Annotated in this window: 10 protein-coding genes; 5 read left to right on the forward strand and 5 right to left on the reverse strand. The window is 63.4% G+C overall.

The window, feature by feature from the left end; genetic code table 11:
- The first annotated feature begins 507 nt into the window (after nt 1–507).
- Entirely contained in the window at nt 508–2,553 is a 2,046-nt protein-coding gene (locus P9255_RS18710) for a DUF262 domain-containing protein (protein WP_309790250.1), read from the forward strand.
- 231 nt (nt 2,554–2,784) lie between these two features.
- On the opposite strand, the gene P9255_RS18715 is transcribed toward P9255_RS18710, so the two are convergent.
- The 3 genes from P9255_RS18715 to flhF are packed head-to-tail and all read right to left on the reverse strand — an operon-like array spanning nt 2,785 to nt 6,165.
- Entirely contained in the window at nt 2,785–3,516 is a 732-nt protein-coding gene (locus P9255_RS18715; RefSeq protein WP_309763758.1) for an RNA polymerase sigma factor FliA, read from the reverse strand.
- Between the two features lie 20 nt (nt 3,517–3,536).
- Nucleotides 3,537–4,454: a MinD/ParA family protein gene (locus P9255_RS18720; RefSeq protein WP_309790251.1), complete on the reverse strand. Its 918-nt coding sequence runs from the start codon at nt 4,452–4,454 to the stop codon at nt 3,537–3,539.
- Nucleotides 4,447–6,165, reverse strand: a complete 1,719-nt coding sequence (gene flhF, locus P9255_RS18725; RefSeq protein ID WP_309790252.1) for a flagellar biosynthesis protein FlhF — start codon at nt 6,163–6,165, stop codon at nt 4,447–4,449. The genes P9255_RS18720 and flhF overlap by 8 nt, the downstream gene beginning before the upstream one ends.
- Before the next feature lie 249 nt (nt 6,166–6,414).
- Between flhF and P9255_RS18730 the strand changes: the two genes are divergently transcribed.
- From P9255_RS18730 to P9255_RS18740, 3 genes are all read left to right on the forward strand, one after another.
- Nucleotides 6,415–8,106, forward strand: a complete 1,692-nt coding sequence (locus P9255_RS18730; protein ID WP_309790254.1) for a thiamine pyrophosphate-binding protein — start codon at nt 6,415–6,417, stop codon at nt 8,104–8,106.
- 76 nt (nt 8,107–8,182) lie between these two features.
- Nucleotides 8,183–8,446 (forward strand): PepSY domain-containing protein, encoded by a 264-nt coding sequence (locus tag P9255_RS18735; RefSeq protein ID WP_309763755.1) that lies wholly within the window; start codon nt 8,183–8,185, stop codon nt 8,444–8,446.
- Between the two features lie 20 nt (nt 8,447–8,466).
- A complete protein-coding gene (locus P9255_RS18740) occupies nt 8,467–8,988 on the forward strand; it encodes a cytochrome b/b6 domain-containing protein (RefSeq protein WP_309790776.1) in 522 nt (173 codons plus the stop codon).
- Between the two features lie 132 nt (nt 8,989–9,120).
- Here the strand turns inward: P9255_RS18740 and P9255_RS18745 are convergent, their stop codons facing one another.
- Both P9255_RS18745 and putA read right to left on the reverse strand, forming a co-directional pair.
- Nucleotides 9,121–10,269: a branched-chain amino acid ABC transporter substrate-binding protein gene (locus tag P9255_RS18745; RefSeq protein ID WP_309763754.1), complete on the reverse strand. Its 1,149-nt coding sequence runs from the start codon at nt 10,267–10,269 to the stop codon at nt 9,121–9,123.
- A 97-nt stretch (nt 10,270–10,366) separates the two neighbouring features.
- Entirely contained in the window at nt 10,367–14,296 is a 3,930-nt protein-coding gene (gene putA, locus P9255_RS18750) for a trifunctional transcriptional regulator/proline dehydrogenase/L-glutamate gamma-semialdehyde dehydrogenase (RefSeq protein ID WP_309790255.1), read from the reverse strand.
- Between the two features lie 298 nt (nt 14,297–14,594).
- Here putA and P9255_RS18755 point away from each other — a divergent pair, with 298 nt between their 5' ends.
- Nucleotides 14,595–14,753, forward strand: a complete 159-nt coding sequence (locus P9255_RS18755; protein ID WP_309763751.1) for a hypothetical protein — start codon at nt 14,595–14,597, stop codon at nt 14,751–14,753.
- Nucleotides 14,754–14,757: the final 4 nt, after the last annotated feature.

Genomic DNA, 14,757 nt, shown 5'->3' on the forward strand with positions numbered 1-14,757 from the left:
CTTCAGGTATCGGTTTCGTGCCGGAAAGCAGTCTTCGCCTTTCGGGCGGTGACCTGGGGATTACTGAAGTGCCCACGCCGTTGCTGCTGTGTATCGGGAGCGCCCATCGCGCGAAACGACTTCGCCACAACGCGCGATGACTTTTTGCAATGTCCGCCTGCCGGAAGGGTAACATTTCGGCCTTTGCGACGACTCACCACACGAGCCTGACCGCTTCATGGCCATCAAGAAATCAGACCTCTACTCCTTCGTCTGGGCCTCTTGCGATGAACTGCGTGGCGGCATGGATGCCAGCCAGTTACAAGGACTACTCCCTGTCCATGCTGTTCATCAAGTGCATCAGGGACAAATACGCCGGTAGCGACAATCTCGCGCCGCCGATGCATATCTCAAACGGGGCCAGGTTCAAGGACATGATCGCGCTGAAGGGCAAGACCGATATCGGCGACAAAATCAATGCCCACCTCATTCCGCCGTTGATTGACGCGAAGCAAGGTCCTGTCCGACATGCAGGTCGACCTTCCCGCCCTAGAAGAACGACCCGCCAAAATGCGCGCCTTCGAGCAGGGCATGATGCAAGAGCTGGTAACCGGCAGAACCCTGCTGCTACCGACTGCCGACCAAGTCGAAGTGGCCGGCGACAAGCTGAAACCCAAAACCAAGACGCGTGAGGGACACGCCATGAGCGCCATCACACCGCATTACCGTAGCGTGCAGCAATTGCTGCAAAGTCAGTCCTTCTCCATCGACGAGTATCAGCGCGAGTACAAGTGGGAAAAGGAGAATATCGACGAACTGCTATCAGACCTACAAGCCAAGTTCTTCTCTCAGTACCAGGCAGGGGACGAGACTCCGGCAGTGAGCAGCTACGGTGAATACTTTCTCGGCTCCATCATCGTCAGCAAGCGCAACGGCAAAAATTATCTGATCGATGGCCAGCAGCGGGTGACTTCGCTTACGCTGCTGCTCATCTGCCTATACCGCGCGGCGGAAGCACGGGAGTTGCCGGTGTCGAAGACCATGGCGCCCCTGATCTTCAGCGACAACTTGGGCGAGCCCAAGTTCAACCTCGACATCCCCGAGCGCCTTCCAGTTATCCAGGCGCTGTTCCAGGGTTACGACTACAGCCCTGATGGCAAAGATGAGTCCATTCAAACGATGTACGCCCGTTACAGCGACATCGAGGCCAACGACCTGCTGGTCGATCTTGGCGACGCGCTGCCACACTTCATCTACTGGCTCCTCACGCGGGTGGGCTTGATCGAGATCGCCACTGACAACGACAACTACGCGTACGCGATCTTCGAAACCATGAATGATCGCGGCAAACCGCTCAGCCCGGTGGACATGCTCAAGGCCTACTTGCTGGCCCCGATCGAAGACCCGCAAGCCCGCATGCACGCTAACCAGACCTGGAAGCACGAGGTTCTAGAGCTAATCTCGTGGGGCGGTAGCCACGAGCCCGAGCGCGACGCCAATTGCATCAAGGCTTGGCTACGCGCGCAATACGCCGACTCCACGCGCGAACGCAAGGCAGGCGCCGTGGACAAGGACTGGGAACTCATCGGATCAGTCTTTCACCGCTGGGTGCGCGATCACAGCGTGCAACTCGGCCTGGGCAAGGCACAAGCCAATCAGCATCTGATGGCCCAGAGCTTCCCGTTCTTCGCTAGAGCCTACCGGCGCGTTCTCGCCGCCAGCCGACACTACACGCCCGGTCTGGAGCCCATCTACTACAACGCTCACAACGATTTCACGTGGCAGGGCACGGTGCTGCTGGCGCCGCTCATCGAAACGGACGACGACGACACCGTGCGTCGGAAGCTAGCCGTGACGGCCACCTACCTTGACATCTGGCTGATGCGCCGTGTGGTGAACTACATCCGCGTCGGATACTCAAGTGTGTCGTATGCCATGTGGCTGCTATGCCGCGATATTCGTCGCAAACCTTTGTCGGAGTTGGTAGAGGCGCTGACTAAAAAGCTGGAAGAAGACGACGTAACGTTTGAGGGCAGCGTCGCCAGAGGCCGAACGGGCATTGATGGTTTAGGACTTAATCAATTCAGCCGTCGCTATATCGCTCACCTGTTGGCGCGCCTGACGGCCGCGACCGAGGCCGGCGCGGGCCGCACCGAGTCCTTCGACAAACTAGTCAGGCGGGATGTCAAGAATCCGTTCGACATCGAGCACATTTGGGCCGACGACTATGAGGCTGTGGCCGAGCACTTCGCAGACGAGCAGGAGTTCCAAGAGTGGCGGAACTACGTGGCTTCCCTCCTTTTGCTGCCTGCCGACGTGAACCGTAGTCTGCAAGACAAGTCATTCGCCGACAAGCGCCCGCACTACGCCAAGCAGAACTTCTACGCGGCAAGCTTGGACGCGAGCGCTTACCAGCACCAACCGAAGTTCCAGCAGTTTGCTGCAGAACATCAACTGCCATTCAGGGCCTTCGACACTTTCACGAAGGAGGAACAGCGGACCCGGCGCGAATTGGTAGTCGCATTGATCGAACATGTCTGGGCTCCTGAGCGTTTGCAAGAAGCCGCCTTATGACGCAGCGCCTTCATCCCGAACGCGTGAACCAAGACCGCTTCGTCAAACGAATTTGCGAACCGGTGGCGACTGGAGGTCTGGGTTATGCCACTTCGGAGACCGGAAGAAGCGGACCGGCAACCGATGCATCGAATCCGCTTAGCTTCACGACAATCTGAAGGCGCGCGGCTCTTCAGACGTTCAATCTCTTAGGCGTTGCAGAAGCTGATGGCCGCTGCGGGATCTACCCCCTCAAGCCTCCACCCCCGTCCACTCCTGCTCCCGCAACTTCGCCCGCAGCCTCGCCACCGCCTGGCTATGCAGCTGGCAAACGCGCGACTCGCTGACTTCCATCACCGCGCCGATCTCGCGCAGATTCAACCCGCGCTCGTAATACAGACTCATCAAGAGCTTCTCCCGCTCCGGCAACCGATCGATCGCCTCGATCAGCGCCCCGCGCAAGCTCTCATCGAGCAGCGCCGACAGCGGGTCCGACCGATCCACGCAATACCGGTCGAGAAACGGCTCGTCATCCGCCGAACGATCGAAGTCTTCGTAATAGATCAACTGGCTGCCGTGCAAGTCCTGCAGCATCGACTGATATTCGTCGAGCGGCAGCTTCATGTGCTCGGCGATCTCCACCTCGCTCGCCGAACGTCCGAGACTCTGCTCGACCTTGTGCACCGCCGATTCCACCTCGCGCGATGTCTTGCGCATGCTGCGCGGCAACCAGTCGTTCGCGCGCAACTCGTCGAGCATCGCGCCGCGGATGCGCTGGCTCGCATACGTCTCGAACTGCGCACCCTGATCTTCCTTGTAACGGCTCGCCGCATCCATCAGGCCGATCATGCCGGCCTGGATCAGATCGTCGAGATCCACGCTCGCCGGCATCTTGGCGACGAGCTGCAGTCCCAGCCGGCGAACGAGCGGCGCGTAGCGCGTCAACACGTCGGACTGCGAGAGTTTGCCTTGGGCGTTGTACATCTGGGTCACCTTTGTCTTGATCACATCGACGCCGTGCTGCTCAATGCATGGCCGGGAAACATCGGCGCCCTTCGCGCCACTTCCCGCCCGCCCTTGTCAGACTCGCCAACCAAAAACTGCACTTCGTTTTGAATTTCCGCATCGCCCGCAAGAAGCGCGGGACGCATCGGCCAGTGAAGAAGCTCCGCCGCAATCTGGCGATAGTCGCGCGCCGCAGCCGTAGCCGGAAACGCCTCCACCACCGAACGCGACAGCTCCCTCGCCCGAGTAATGCGCGCATCCTCGGACACATATCCCGCATGCATGAGCGACACAGCCAGATACCGGCTCGCGACGCCCGACAGGTTCTCGAACGCGACCGCTGCATCGGCCGGGTTCTGCACATGATTGATCAGCACACGGAACTGGCCGATCGCATGCGCGTAGTGCAGACGCTTCATGCACGCATACGCCTCGGTGATCGCCGGCGCAGCCGCACGCGTGACGATCAGAAAGTCATGCGCCTGCGCCGCGAGCGACGACAACGCGCCATGCCGATCCAGTTGCGTATCGATCAGCACGATGTCCGCCGATCCGTCGAGCAGCGCGCGGCACTGCGCGGCATCGTGGCTCACGCGTTCCTCGCGAGGCGCGGCGATCAGCGAAAAGCCGAGCGGCGAGCGCGTGACCACGTCCTGCAGCGCGTGGCGGCCGGACATCACCGCGCTCATCGCCTGCGATCCGGAAAGCCCGGCCATGCGGCTCACCGATGTTCCGTTCTGCCGCTCGTCGATGACGAGCACATCCTTGCCATGCACGGCGAGCGCCGCACCGAGATTCACCACCGCCGACGTGCAGCCGATGCCCGCCGGTCCGCCCGCGACCGCCACCACGCGCGAGCCTGCACGCGTCAGCAACCGTCTCAGGCCTTCAGCCTGGTCGAGCACGAGCTTATCCAAAGCGGACCTCGTGGAGTTCGGCCGCGGCACGCGCGGACAATGCGGAAAGCAGCGCCGGCACTTCCTCGTCCTGCGGCACGAACGGCGAACCGTCGCGCGGAATGCAGAACGCGCTCTTGATCAGAAAACGCTTGGTCGCCACGTACAGGTTTTCCGGCACCTTCTGTCCGGTCGATACGTAATGCACCGGCAGCTTGTAGCGGATAACCGTATCGAGCACGCCGCCCAGGTTCGTCGCTTCATCGAGCTTGGTCAGGATGCAGCCCGCGAGCGGCGGCTGATCGGCCGCGCTCTTGTACGCCTGCACGACTTCGTTCAGCGTGTCGCCGTGGCTGGTCGCGTTGAGCAGCAACAGGCGCTGCACCGGATGACCCGCGCCGCACAGCATCGAAATCTGGTCGGAGACGGTGCGATCGCGCTGGCTCATGCCGATGGTGTCGATCAGCACGATGTGCTTGTTGCGCAACTCCGACAGCGCCAGTTGCAGGTCGGCTGCGTCCTTCACCGCATGCACCGAGACGCCGAGAATCTTGCCGAAAATGCGCAGTTGCTCGTGCGCGCCGATCCGGTAGCTGTCCGTGGTCAGCAGCGCGACCTTGCTTGCGCCGAAGCGCATCACGCAGCGCGCGGCAAGCTTCGCGGTGGTCGTCGTCTTGCCGACGCCCGTCGGGCCCATCAGCGCGAACACGCCGCCACGTTCCATCAGCGCGTCTTCGCTCGCCATCACCGGCAGATTCGATTCGAGCACCTGCTGCACCCATTCCATCGCGTGCTCGGCGCTTTCCATCTCCGGCATGTTGTCGATGACCATGCGTACGAGCTGCGCGGAAAATCCGGCAGCGAACAGGCGCTTGGTCAGCACGGCGTTGCTCGGCGTGCGGCGCTGGCGATCGCCCCACAGCAGGCCGGAGAAGTGTTCTTCCATCATCGAGCGCATCGACGACAGTTCGTTCATCACCGTTTCGTTGACGACCTCTTCCATGCGGGCGCGGATCGCCTCGGTGACGACGGCCGCCGCGTTCGCGGGCAAGCCATCGAACGCACCCTCGGTCGATGCCGGCGATGCTTCCGCTTGCGGCGCGCTCGCGTTGATCTTTTGCGCGGCGCGGCGTGCGGCGACCTGCGCGGCTTCGCGGGCCCAGTCGGGGGTGTCGATCTTCGGCTGCGCCAGCTGGCGCAACGCGTGATTCGCCGTCTCGGTCTTGTCGACGCCTTGCGCTTTCGGCGGCACCGGCACGCCCAGGCCGCGCGCAATCGCCGACGATGCCGTCAACGGACGATTCGACGGCGTCGCCGCTTGTTCGGCGATGCGTCGCGCATGCTGGATCAGCCACGGGTTGGAATCGGCCATCGTGCGGGACGCTTCGTCGGCGGAAGACGCTGCTTCATCGTCCGCGTCGGTGTTCGCGCCGAATACGGACGAGAACACATCGCCGCTTGCATACGGATTCGGTGCGGCCTGCCTGGCCGCGGCGGCGGCTGCCTGCGCCAGCGCGGCGCGCGGCGTGGCGCTCGCGAACGTCGCGGGCACGGCCAGGTCTTGCGCATCCGGCGAAATCGACGCGATATCGCTATCCGCGACACTGACGATCTCGACGGAACCATCGTCCAGCGTACGGTTCGACAACACGACTGCATCGGGGCCGAGCGCTTCGCGAACCTGTCGCAGTGCGTCGCGGCTGTTCGCGCCAATGAATTTACGAATGTTCAAACTTGCCCCCGATGAGGAATGACTGCGATCTTTGCGAGGCGGGCGTCGCCGGATGTTTCGACGTGCCCGCTTTTCAGTGAAGCCATTATTGCGAAGAAGCCGCTTCGCCTATCGCTGGATAAAGGGTGTGAAAAAGGGGTATTTCGGCTGATGGACGGATCGGGGTAAAGAATCGGCTTGCTGCGCCGTCCACGGCGTAAGCTAGAGGGCGCGCATCCGCCAACCAGAACAGACAGGAGACTTTTACGCATGGCGTCCGATGTTTCCCCCGCTTCCACTCAAACCACCGGCGCGCGGCTCGTCGTCGATGCGCTCGTGCATCACGGCGTCGAGCGCGTGTTCTGCGTGCCCGGCGAGAGCTTCCTCGCCGTGCTGGATTCGCTGCACGACGAAACGGACCAGATTCAGACCATCGTGTGCCGCCACGAGGCCGGCGCGGCGAACATGGCCGAAGCGGTCGGCAAGCTGACCGGCCGGCCGGGCGTCGCCATCGTGACGCGCGGGCCGGGAGCCACGCACGCCTCCATCGGCGTGCACACCGCGTATCAGGATTCGACGCCGATGATCCTGCTCATCGGCCAATGCGCGCGCGACCACATGGATCGCGAGGCGTTTCAGGAAATCGACTATCGGCGCATGTTCGGGCAGATGGCGAAGTGGGTCGCGCAGATCGACGATCCGCGCCGCGTTCCCGAATACATGAGTCATGCGTTTCACGTCGCGACGGCGGGGCGTCCGGGGCCGGTCGTGCTCGCGCTGCCCGAGGACATGCTGACCGAAGCGTGCGATGCCGTACCCGCTGCGCCGCGTTATCAGCGTGTGGCGGCATCGCCTTCGCCGGCGCAGATGGAGCGGCTGCGCGACATGCTCGCCAATGCCGAGAAGCCGTTCGTGATCGCGGGCGGCAGCGGCTGGACCGAAGGCGCGACGCAAGACTTCGCGCGCTTCATCGAGCGATGGCAGTTGCCGGCCGGCTGCGCCTTCCGCTTTCAGGACACGCTCAACAACGAGCATCCGAACTATGCGGGCGACGTGGGCCTCGGCATCAATCCGGCGCTCGCTGCCCGCGTGCGCGAAGCCGATGTGCTCTTCGTGCTGGGTCCGCGCATGGGCGAATCGACGACGGGCGGCTACACGCTGCTCGATATCCCGAAGACGAAGCAGACGCTCATTCACGTGCATCAGGGCGCGGAGGAACTGGGGCGCGTGTACAGCGCGGACCTGGCCGTTGTATCGGGCATGCCGGAGATTGCCTCGATGCTCGCGGCGCTCGAGCCGCCTGCCGGGATCGCGTGGGCGGGATCGGCTGAAGCGGCACATGCCGCGTATCTGGAATGGCGCAAGCCCAGGCCGATGGTCGGCGATGTCCAGCTCGGCGAAATCATGCGCGCGCTCGCCGAACGCCTCCCCGCCGATGCCATTCTCACGAACGGCGCGGGGAATTATGCGACGTGGCTGCATCGGCATTATTCGTATCGGCATTTTCGCTCGCAGGTCGCACCGACGAGCGGCGCGATGGGCTACGGCGTGCCGGCGGCCATCGCGGCGAAGTCGCTGTATCCGGACCGCACGGTAATCGCGTTCGCCGGCGACGGCTGCTTCATGATGGCGAGCCACGAAATCGCGACGGCGATGCAGTATCGGCTGGCCGTGATTTTCGTCGTCGTGAATAACGCGCAATACGGCACGATCCGGATGCATCAGGAGCGGCACTATCCGCATCGCGTGCACGGGACGGGGCTGACCAATCCGGATTTCGTCGCGTATGCGCGGGCGTTCGGCGCGCACGGCGAACGCGTCGAGACGACGGACCAGTTCATGCCCGCGTTCGATCGCGCCGTGGAATCAGGACTGCCTGCGGTCATCGAAATCCGCATTCCGCAAGATCAGAGCACGCCGGGCGCGACGCTCGAACAGATTCGTCAACAAGGCAAGCGTTGATCGTCAGCTTTCGATTTGCTTGCGGTTAACTCCCGGTGGCAGTAGAGTAATCCGCTCCAAACACTGGGAGTTAGCGATGCTTAAGATTCTTGCGGTTGCATTGGCGCTGGGCTTCTCTGGCGCGGCGTTGGCGAAAGCCGATTGCACGGCGCATCCGAAGGGCGAGTGGATGAAGGAGTCGGACGCCAAGGCCAGGATCGAGTCGCAGGGCTACAAGATCCGCAAGTTCAAAGTCGACGGCAACTGCTACGAGATCTACGGTCACGACAAGGACGGCAAGAAAGTCGAAATCTATTACGACACGAAAACGCTCGATGTCGTGAAGTCCGAAGTCGACTGAGCGAGCTGTCTTCCATGTCGATGCGCGTAAAGGTTTGGGACATCTGGGTCCGGCTCACGCACTGGACGGTGGCGGGCATCGTCGTGTGGAATCTGTTCGGGCCGACCGATGCCGCGCATCGGCTGCTGGGGTACATCGCGGCGGGGCTGGTTGTCGCGCGCATCGTGTGGGGTTTCATCGGCTCGGCGAATGCGCGTTTCTCGGCGTGGTGGCCGACGCGCGCGCGTCTGCGTGAACATCTGCGCTCGCTCGCGGCGGGCCGGCCGGTTCATCATCGATCACATAATCCGCTCGGCGGGTTGATGGCGCTCTTTCTGTGGTTCCTGATCCTCGCGCTCGGCCTGTCGGGATGGCTCATGCGGCTGGATGTTTTCTGGGGCGAAGACTGGCCGCAGGAGATTCATACCTGGCTTTCGCTCGTCATCGAAATCTTCGCCTGCGTGCATATCGCCGCTGCCGTGCTGATGACCGTCTGGACACGCGAGGAGCTTATTCGTGCGATGGTGACGGGGTATAAGCGGGTCGATAAGCCGGTGGAATAGGTGCAGCTTCCGATGGGCCTCGGCTATCGAAAGGACCGTTCGCCAGCAAGATTCGAGCGGCAAACTAAATGCAAAACGGCCCGGCCGCCAATCGCGAACCGAGCCGTTTCAAGCAGGCTGAACGCCTAAGCCTTACTTCCCGCCCACGCTCTGCAGCGTCGTCCACTTGCCGCCGACGACCTTGTACAGCGTAATCCCGCCGTTCTTCAGATCGCCCTTCGCGTCATACGACAGATGCTTCGCCGTCACGCCCTGCATGTCGGTCTTCGCAAGCAGCGGCAGATACTTGGCCGGGTCCGTCGAGTTGGCCGCCTTCATCGCGCTGAACATGGCCATCGCGCCATCATAGGCGTACGGCGAGTACGTCTGCACTTCTTCGTTGAAGCGCTTTTTGTACTTCGCTTCGTATGCCGCGCCACCCGGCATTTCGTTCATCGGCAAGCCAGCCAGCGAAGCCACCGTGCCGTCGGCCGCGTCGCCCGCGATCTTCAGGAACGTGTCCGTCTTCACCATTTCGCCCGCCATCAGCGGCGCGCGGAAGCCCAGCGTCTTCATCTGCTTGGCCATCGGGCCGGCTTGCGAATCGGCGCCGCCGTAATAGACGAGGTCCGGGTTCGCCGCCTTGATCTTGGTCAGAATCGCCTTGAAGTCGACGGCCTTGTCGTTCGTGAACTCGCGATCGACGATCGTGCCGCCCGCCGCCTTCGCCGCCTTCTCGAACTGGTCGGCGAGGCCCTGGCCGTAAGCCGTGCGGTCATCGACGATAGCGATCTTCTTGACCTTCAGGTTCTTCACCGCGAACTCGCCCGCGACCGAACCCTGCTGCGTATCGGACGTCATCATGCGGAACGTGGTCTTGAAGCCCTGCGTCGTGTATTCCGGCGCGGTCGCCATCGCGATCTGCGGAATGCCCGCGTTCGCGTAGATGCGCGAAGCCGGAATCGTCGTGCCCGAGTTGAAGTGGCCGAGCATGCCCTTGATGCCGTCGTCGACCAGCTTCTGCGCGACAGTCGTACCCGTGCGCGGGTCGGCCTGATCGTCCGCCGAATCCAGCACGATGCGAACCGGCTTGCCGCCGATCACCGGCTTCGTCGCGTTGAACTCTTCGACGGCCAGCGTGATGCCGTTCTGGAAGTCCTTGCCGTAGTGCGCTTGCGCGCCGGTCATCGGACCCGCGAAACCGACCTTCACATCCTCGACTTGCTGTGCAACCGCGGTCCCCGCCAGCGACAGGCCAGCGAGCGTCAGGGCTGCTGCCAGCTTGTTCATCGTGTACTTCATAGCTTCTCCTAGTACCAGTGTGGATGGCAGCTTGTGCCGGGATCGCCGTGCCGGCTGCCGTTTGTTTGAATTTGTTGAACCGAGCGCCGCGAACGTCTCAACCGATCGTCATCAAATTCGCATTGCCGCCCGCCGCCGCCGTGTTCACGCTCACCGAGCGTTCCGTCAACAGACGTTCGAGCGCATAGTCTTCGCCGTCGTGGCCAGCGTCGGCGAAGGTGCCCGCCGCCACGCCCTGCACCGATACGATCGGTCCCGGACGCTTGGCGATTTCCTTCACGAGCGACAGCAGTTCATCGCTATCACCTTCGAACAACACGGCGTCGAAGCCCGCTGCGGAATCCTTGCTCACCGCCGCATGGGCCTTCAGCGACGCCGGCAACGACGCCACCAGCTGCTCGCCCGCCGACCCCGCGAAAAGCGCCTTGTTGCCCGTCGCCAGCGCGGCGGCAAACTGCGCGCGCGCGCCGCTTTCCGTCGATGCCACGCACAGCACCGTGCCCCGCGCGCTCAACGTGTACGTATTGCGCTCGCCGGTCGGGCCGGCCAGCACCGCCGTCGCGCCCGCCAGCACGTGCTGCAGATAGCCGTCACAGCGTGCGGCCGTCTGCGGATCGCGCTCGCCGATCGCCCAGTCGCGCAGTGCGGTCAGCGCGGCGGCGGGCGTGTCGCCGGATGCGATTTCATCGACGACGAGCGTGCTCGCCAGCGACTTCGGCAAGCCGGTCGGACGCTTGGCCAGCAGGCGCTGCAGATACAGCGCGCCGCCCGCTTTCGGACCCGTACCCGAGAGACCTTCGCCGCCGAACGGCTGCACGCCGACCACCGCGCCGATCACGTTGCGGTTCACGTAGATGTTGCCCACGTGCGCGCGCGAGATGACATGCGCGATGGTTTCGTCGATGCGCGTATGGATGCCGAGCGTCAGGCCGTAACCCGTCGTACGAATTTGGTCGAGCAGTTTATCAAGAGACGCGCGGCGATAACGCACCACATGCAGCACCGGTCCGAAAACCTCGCGCTTCAACTCGTCGATGCTTTCCAGTTCGATCAGCGTCGGCGGCACGAACGTGCCTTGCGCGCAGCCTTCGGGCAGCGGCAGTTGCACGACCTTGCGGCCCTTCTCGCGCATCGATGCGATGTGCGCGTCGATGCTGCGCTTCGCGTCTTTATCGATGACCGGGCCGACATCCACCGACAGCCGGTCCGGATTGCCCACCGCGAGTTGCTTCATCGCGCCGGTGAGCATTTCGAGCGTGCGATCGGCGACATCGTCCTGCAGGCACAGAACGCGCAGCGCCGAGCAGCGTTGACCGGCGGAATCGAACGATGACTGCATCACGTCGGCGACGACCTGTTCCGCGAGCGCCGACGAATCGACGATCATCGCGTTCTGGCCACCGGTTTCCGCGATCAGCGGAATCGGGCGGCCTTCCGAATCGAGCCGCTCCGACAGCGTCTTGTTGATGAGGCGCGCGACTTCCGTCGAGCCGGTGAACATGACGGCGCGCGTGCGCGCATCGGCGACGAGCGCCGCGCCCACGGTTTCGCCATCGCCCGGCAGCAGTTGCACCGCGCCCGCCGGCACGCCGGCTTCGCGCAAGATGCGCACCGCTTGCGCGGCGATCAGCGGCGTCTGTTCCGCAGGCTTCGCGAGCACGGGATTGCCGGCTGCGAGCGCCGCCGCGACCTGACCCATGAAAATCGCCAGCGGGAAGTTCCACGGGCTGATGCAGACCACCGGACCCAGCGGACGATGCGTATCGTTCGAAAACTCCGCGCGAATTTGCGACGCGTAATAACGCAGGAAATCGACGGCTTCGCGTATCTCCGCAATCGCGTTCGGCAGCGACTTGCCGGCCTCGCGGATGATGAGGCCCATCAGCGTGTGCATTTGCGCTTCGAGCAGATCGGCGGCGCGCGAGAGGCAGTCGGCGCGATCCTCGACGGGCGTCGCCTGCCAGATCGGCGCGGCGGCCATCGCGTTCGCGAGCGCGGCGCTCACCTGTTCCGACGACGCTTCAACCACGGTGCCGACCACATCGCGGTGATCGGCCGGATTGCGGATATCGCGCGCAACGCCGTCGGCGAGCGAACCGCCTTCGAGCATCGGCGCGGCCTGCCACGGATGATTGCCGCTCGCGAGCAACGCCGACGACAGCGACGCCAGCCGATGCTCATTCGACAGATCGAGGCCCATCGAGTTGAGGCGCTCGTTGCCGTAAAGCTGGCGCGGCAGCGGAATCTTCGCGTGCGGCGCGCCGAGCGGAACGATCTTCTGCGCTTCTTCGATCGGGTCCTGCACGAGATCCTTCACCGGCACGGATTCATCCGCGATGCGGTTCACGAACGACGTGTTCGCGCCGTTCTCGAGCAGACGGCGCACGAGATAAGCGAGCAGCGTTTCGTGCGTGCCGACCGGCGCATACACACGGCACGGACGGTTCAGCTTGTCGCGGCCGGTGACTTCTTCGTAGAGCGGCTCGCCCATGCCGTGCAGGCACTGGAATTCGTACTGGCCGGGGTAATAATTCTGGCCCGCCAGGTGATAGATGGCCGACAGCGTGTACGCGTTGTGCGTCGCGAATTGCGGATAGACGGCATCGGGCGCCGCGAGCAGCTTCTTCGCGCACGCGAGGTACGAAATGTCCGTGTAGATCTTGCGCGTGTACACCGGATAGCCTTCGAGGCCGTCTACTTGCGCGCGCTTGATTTCGGTATCCCAGTACGCGCCTTTCACGAGGCGAATCATCAAGCGATGACGGCTGCGGCGCGCGAGATCGATCAGATAGTCGATCACGAACGGGCAACGCTTCTGATACCCCTGCACCACGAAGCCGATGCCGTTCCAGCCCGCGAGTTCGGGATCGAAGCACAGCGCTTCGAGCAGATCCAGCGACAACTCGAGACGGTCGGCTTCTTCGGCGTCGATATTCAGCCCGATGTCATAACGGCGCGCGAGCTGCGCCAGCGCGCGCACGCGCGGCAGCAGTTCGGTCATCGTGCGCTCTTGTTGCGAGCGCGAATAGCGCGGATGCAGCGCGGAAAGCTTGATGGAGATGCCGGGACCTTCGTAGATGCCGCGCCCGCCCGCCGCCTTGCCGATGGCGTGAATCGCCTGCTCGTAGGATGCGTAGTAGCGTTGTGCGTCTTCCTCGGTCGTCGCGGCTTCGCCGAGCATGTCGTACGAGTAGCGGAAACCGCGCGCTTCGAACTTGCGGCTGTTCGCGAGCGCTTCGGAGATCGTCTCGCCGGTGACGAACTGCTCGCCCATCAGGCGCATCGCCATGTCGACGCCCTTGCGGATCAGCGGTTCCCCGCCCTTGCCGATCATCCGCGTCAGCGCCGACGACAGACCCGCTTCGCTGTTCGTCGTGACGAGCTTGCCGGTAATCATCAGGCCCCACGTCGCGGCGTTCACGAAGAGCGACGGCGCCTGGCCCATATGCGAGCGCCAGTCGCCCTTGCTGATCTTGTCGCGGATCAGCGCGTCGCGCGTGGCGCGATCGGGGATGCGCAACAGCGCTTCGGCGAGGCACATCAGCGCGACGCCTTCCTGGCTCGACAGCGAGAACTCGTGGATCAGCCCTTCGACGCCGCCGCCGGTGCTCTTTGCGCGCAGCGCTTCGACGAGCTTCGTCGCGAGCTTCTCCGTATCCGCGGCGACGGTCGCGGGCAAGCGCGCCTGGCCGATGAGAAACGGCACGCACTCCGGCTCCGGCCGCCGATACGCTGCGGTAATCGCAGCGCGCAGCACCGATTGCGGCTGCACGTTCTGCGCGAAGTCGAGGAACGGATGCGGTGCGCCGTCTTCATCGGTGTCAACAGAGGCGGCGTCGGTCATATCCGACGCGCCATTCGCGCCCGACAGTTCCGGCGGAAGCTGGCCGTGCTCGATACGTTCGAGATAAGCGAAGATCGCCTGCTTGATGAGCCAGTGCGGGGTGCGTTCCAGTCGCGTGGCGGCGTCTTTCAGCCGGGACCGCAGCAAATCGTCGACTTTGACGCCAAGGGTTGTGCTCGCCATATTTCCTTCGTTTGCCGGTCGTGCCTACCCGGCGAAAGACCAAAAAGTTGGCGAATCGTACCCCGCTGATATAAAAGGTGCAACCGACGTTTTCCGCAGGGTTGCACCACCGTCAAACCCTTTCGCGACAAGGCTCCGCACGGTGCAGCGCGTCGTTGGCGGATGGCGGATTATGCCTAGTACTTTCCCTAACTCAAGTTTTTTGGGACAAAGCCCTAAGTAAATGCATCCCCGCAGCCGATATAAAGGCCGAGGCCCGCCGACGGCGCGGCTAACGGCTTACGGGGAGAAGAGCAGCATGAGCACTTGGATGTGGATTGTCGGCGTCTGGATCGTATTTGCGGCCTGCGTCGTGTTGTTCGTGCGCGGTGCGTCGGCGCGCACGGATGCCGTCGAAGAATCGCGCGACGAGGTTGCGCCCGCGCCCGCCGACCGGTCGCGCGTCAAGCAAGTCTGACCGC

This window comes from Caballeronia sp. LZ019 (assembly GCF_031450825.1).
Taxonomy (GTDB): Bacteria; Pseudomonadota; Gammaproteobacteria; order Burkholderiales; family Burkholderiaceae; genus Caballeronia.

Bases quoted from the DNA above. Each gene is read 5' to 3' on its own strand.
- P9255_RS18745 (WP_309763754.1), bottom strand. From the start codon at position 10,269: ATGAAGTACACGATGAACAAGCTGGCAGCAGCCCTGACGCTCGCTGGC.
- P9255_RS18735 (WP_309763755.1), top strand. From the start codon at position 8,183: ATGCTTAAGATTCTTGCGGTTGCATTGGCGCTGGGCTTCTCTGGCGCG.
- P9255_RS18730 (WP_309790254.1), top strand. From the start codon at position 6,415: ATGGCGTCCGATGTTTCCCCCGCTTCCACTCAAACCACCGGCGCGCGG.
- P9255_RS18715 (WP_309763758.1), bottom strand. From the start codon at position 3,516: ATGTACAACGCCCAAGGCAAACTCTCGCAGTCCGACGTGTTGACGCGC.
- P9255_RS18740 (WP_309790776.1), top strand. From the start codon at position 8,467: ATGCGCGTAAAGGTTTGGGACATCTGGGTCCGGCTCACGCACTGGACG.
- P9255_RS18710 (WP_309790250.1), top strand. From the start codon at position 508: ATGCAGGTCGACCTTCCCGCCCTAGAAGAACGACCCGCCAAAATGCGC.
- putA (WP_309790255.1), bottom strand. From the start codon at position 14,296: ATGGCGAGCACAACCCTTGGCGTCAAAGTCGACGATTTGCTGCGGTCC.
- P9255_RS18755 (WP_309763751.1), top strand. From the start codon at position 14,595: ATGAGCACTTGGATGTGGATTGTCGGCGTCTGGATCGTATTTGCGGCC.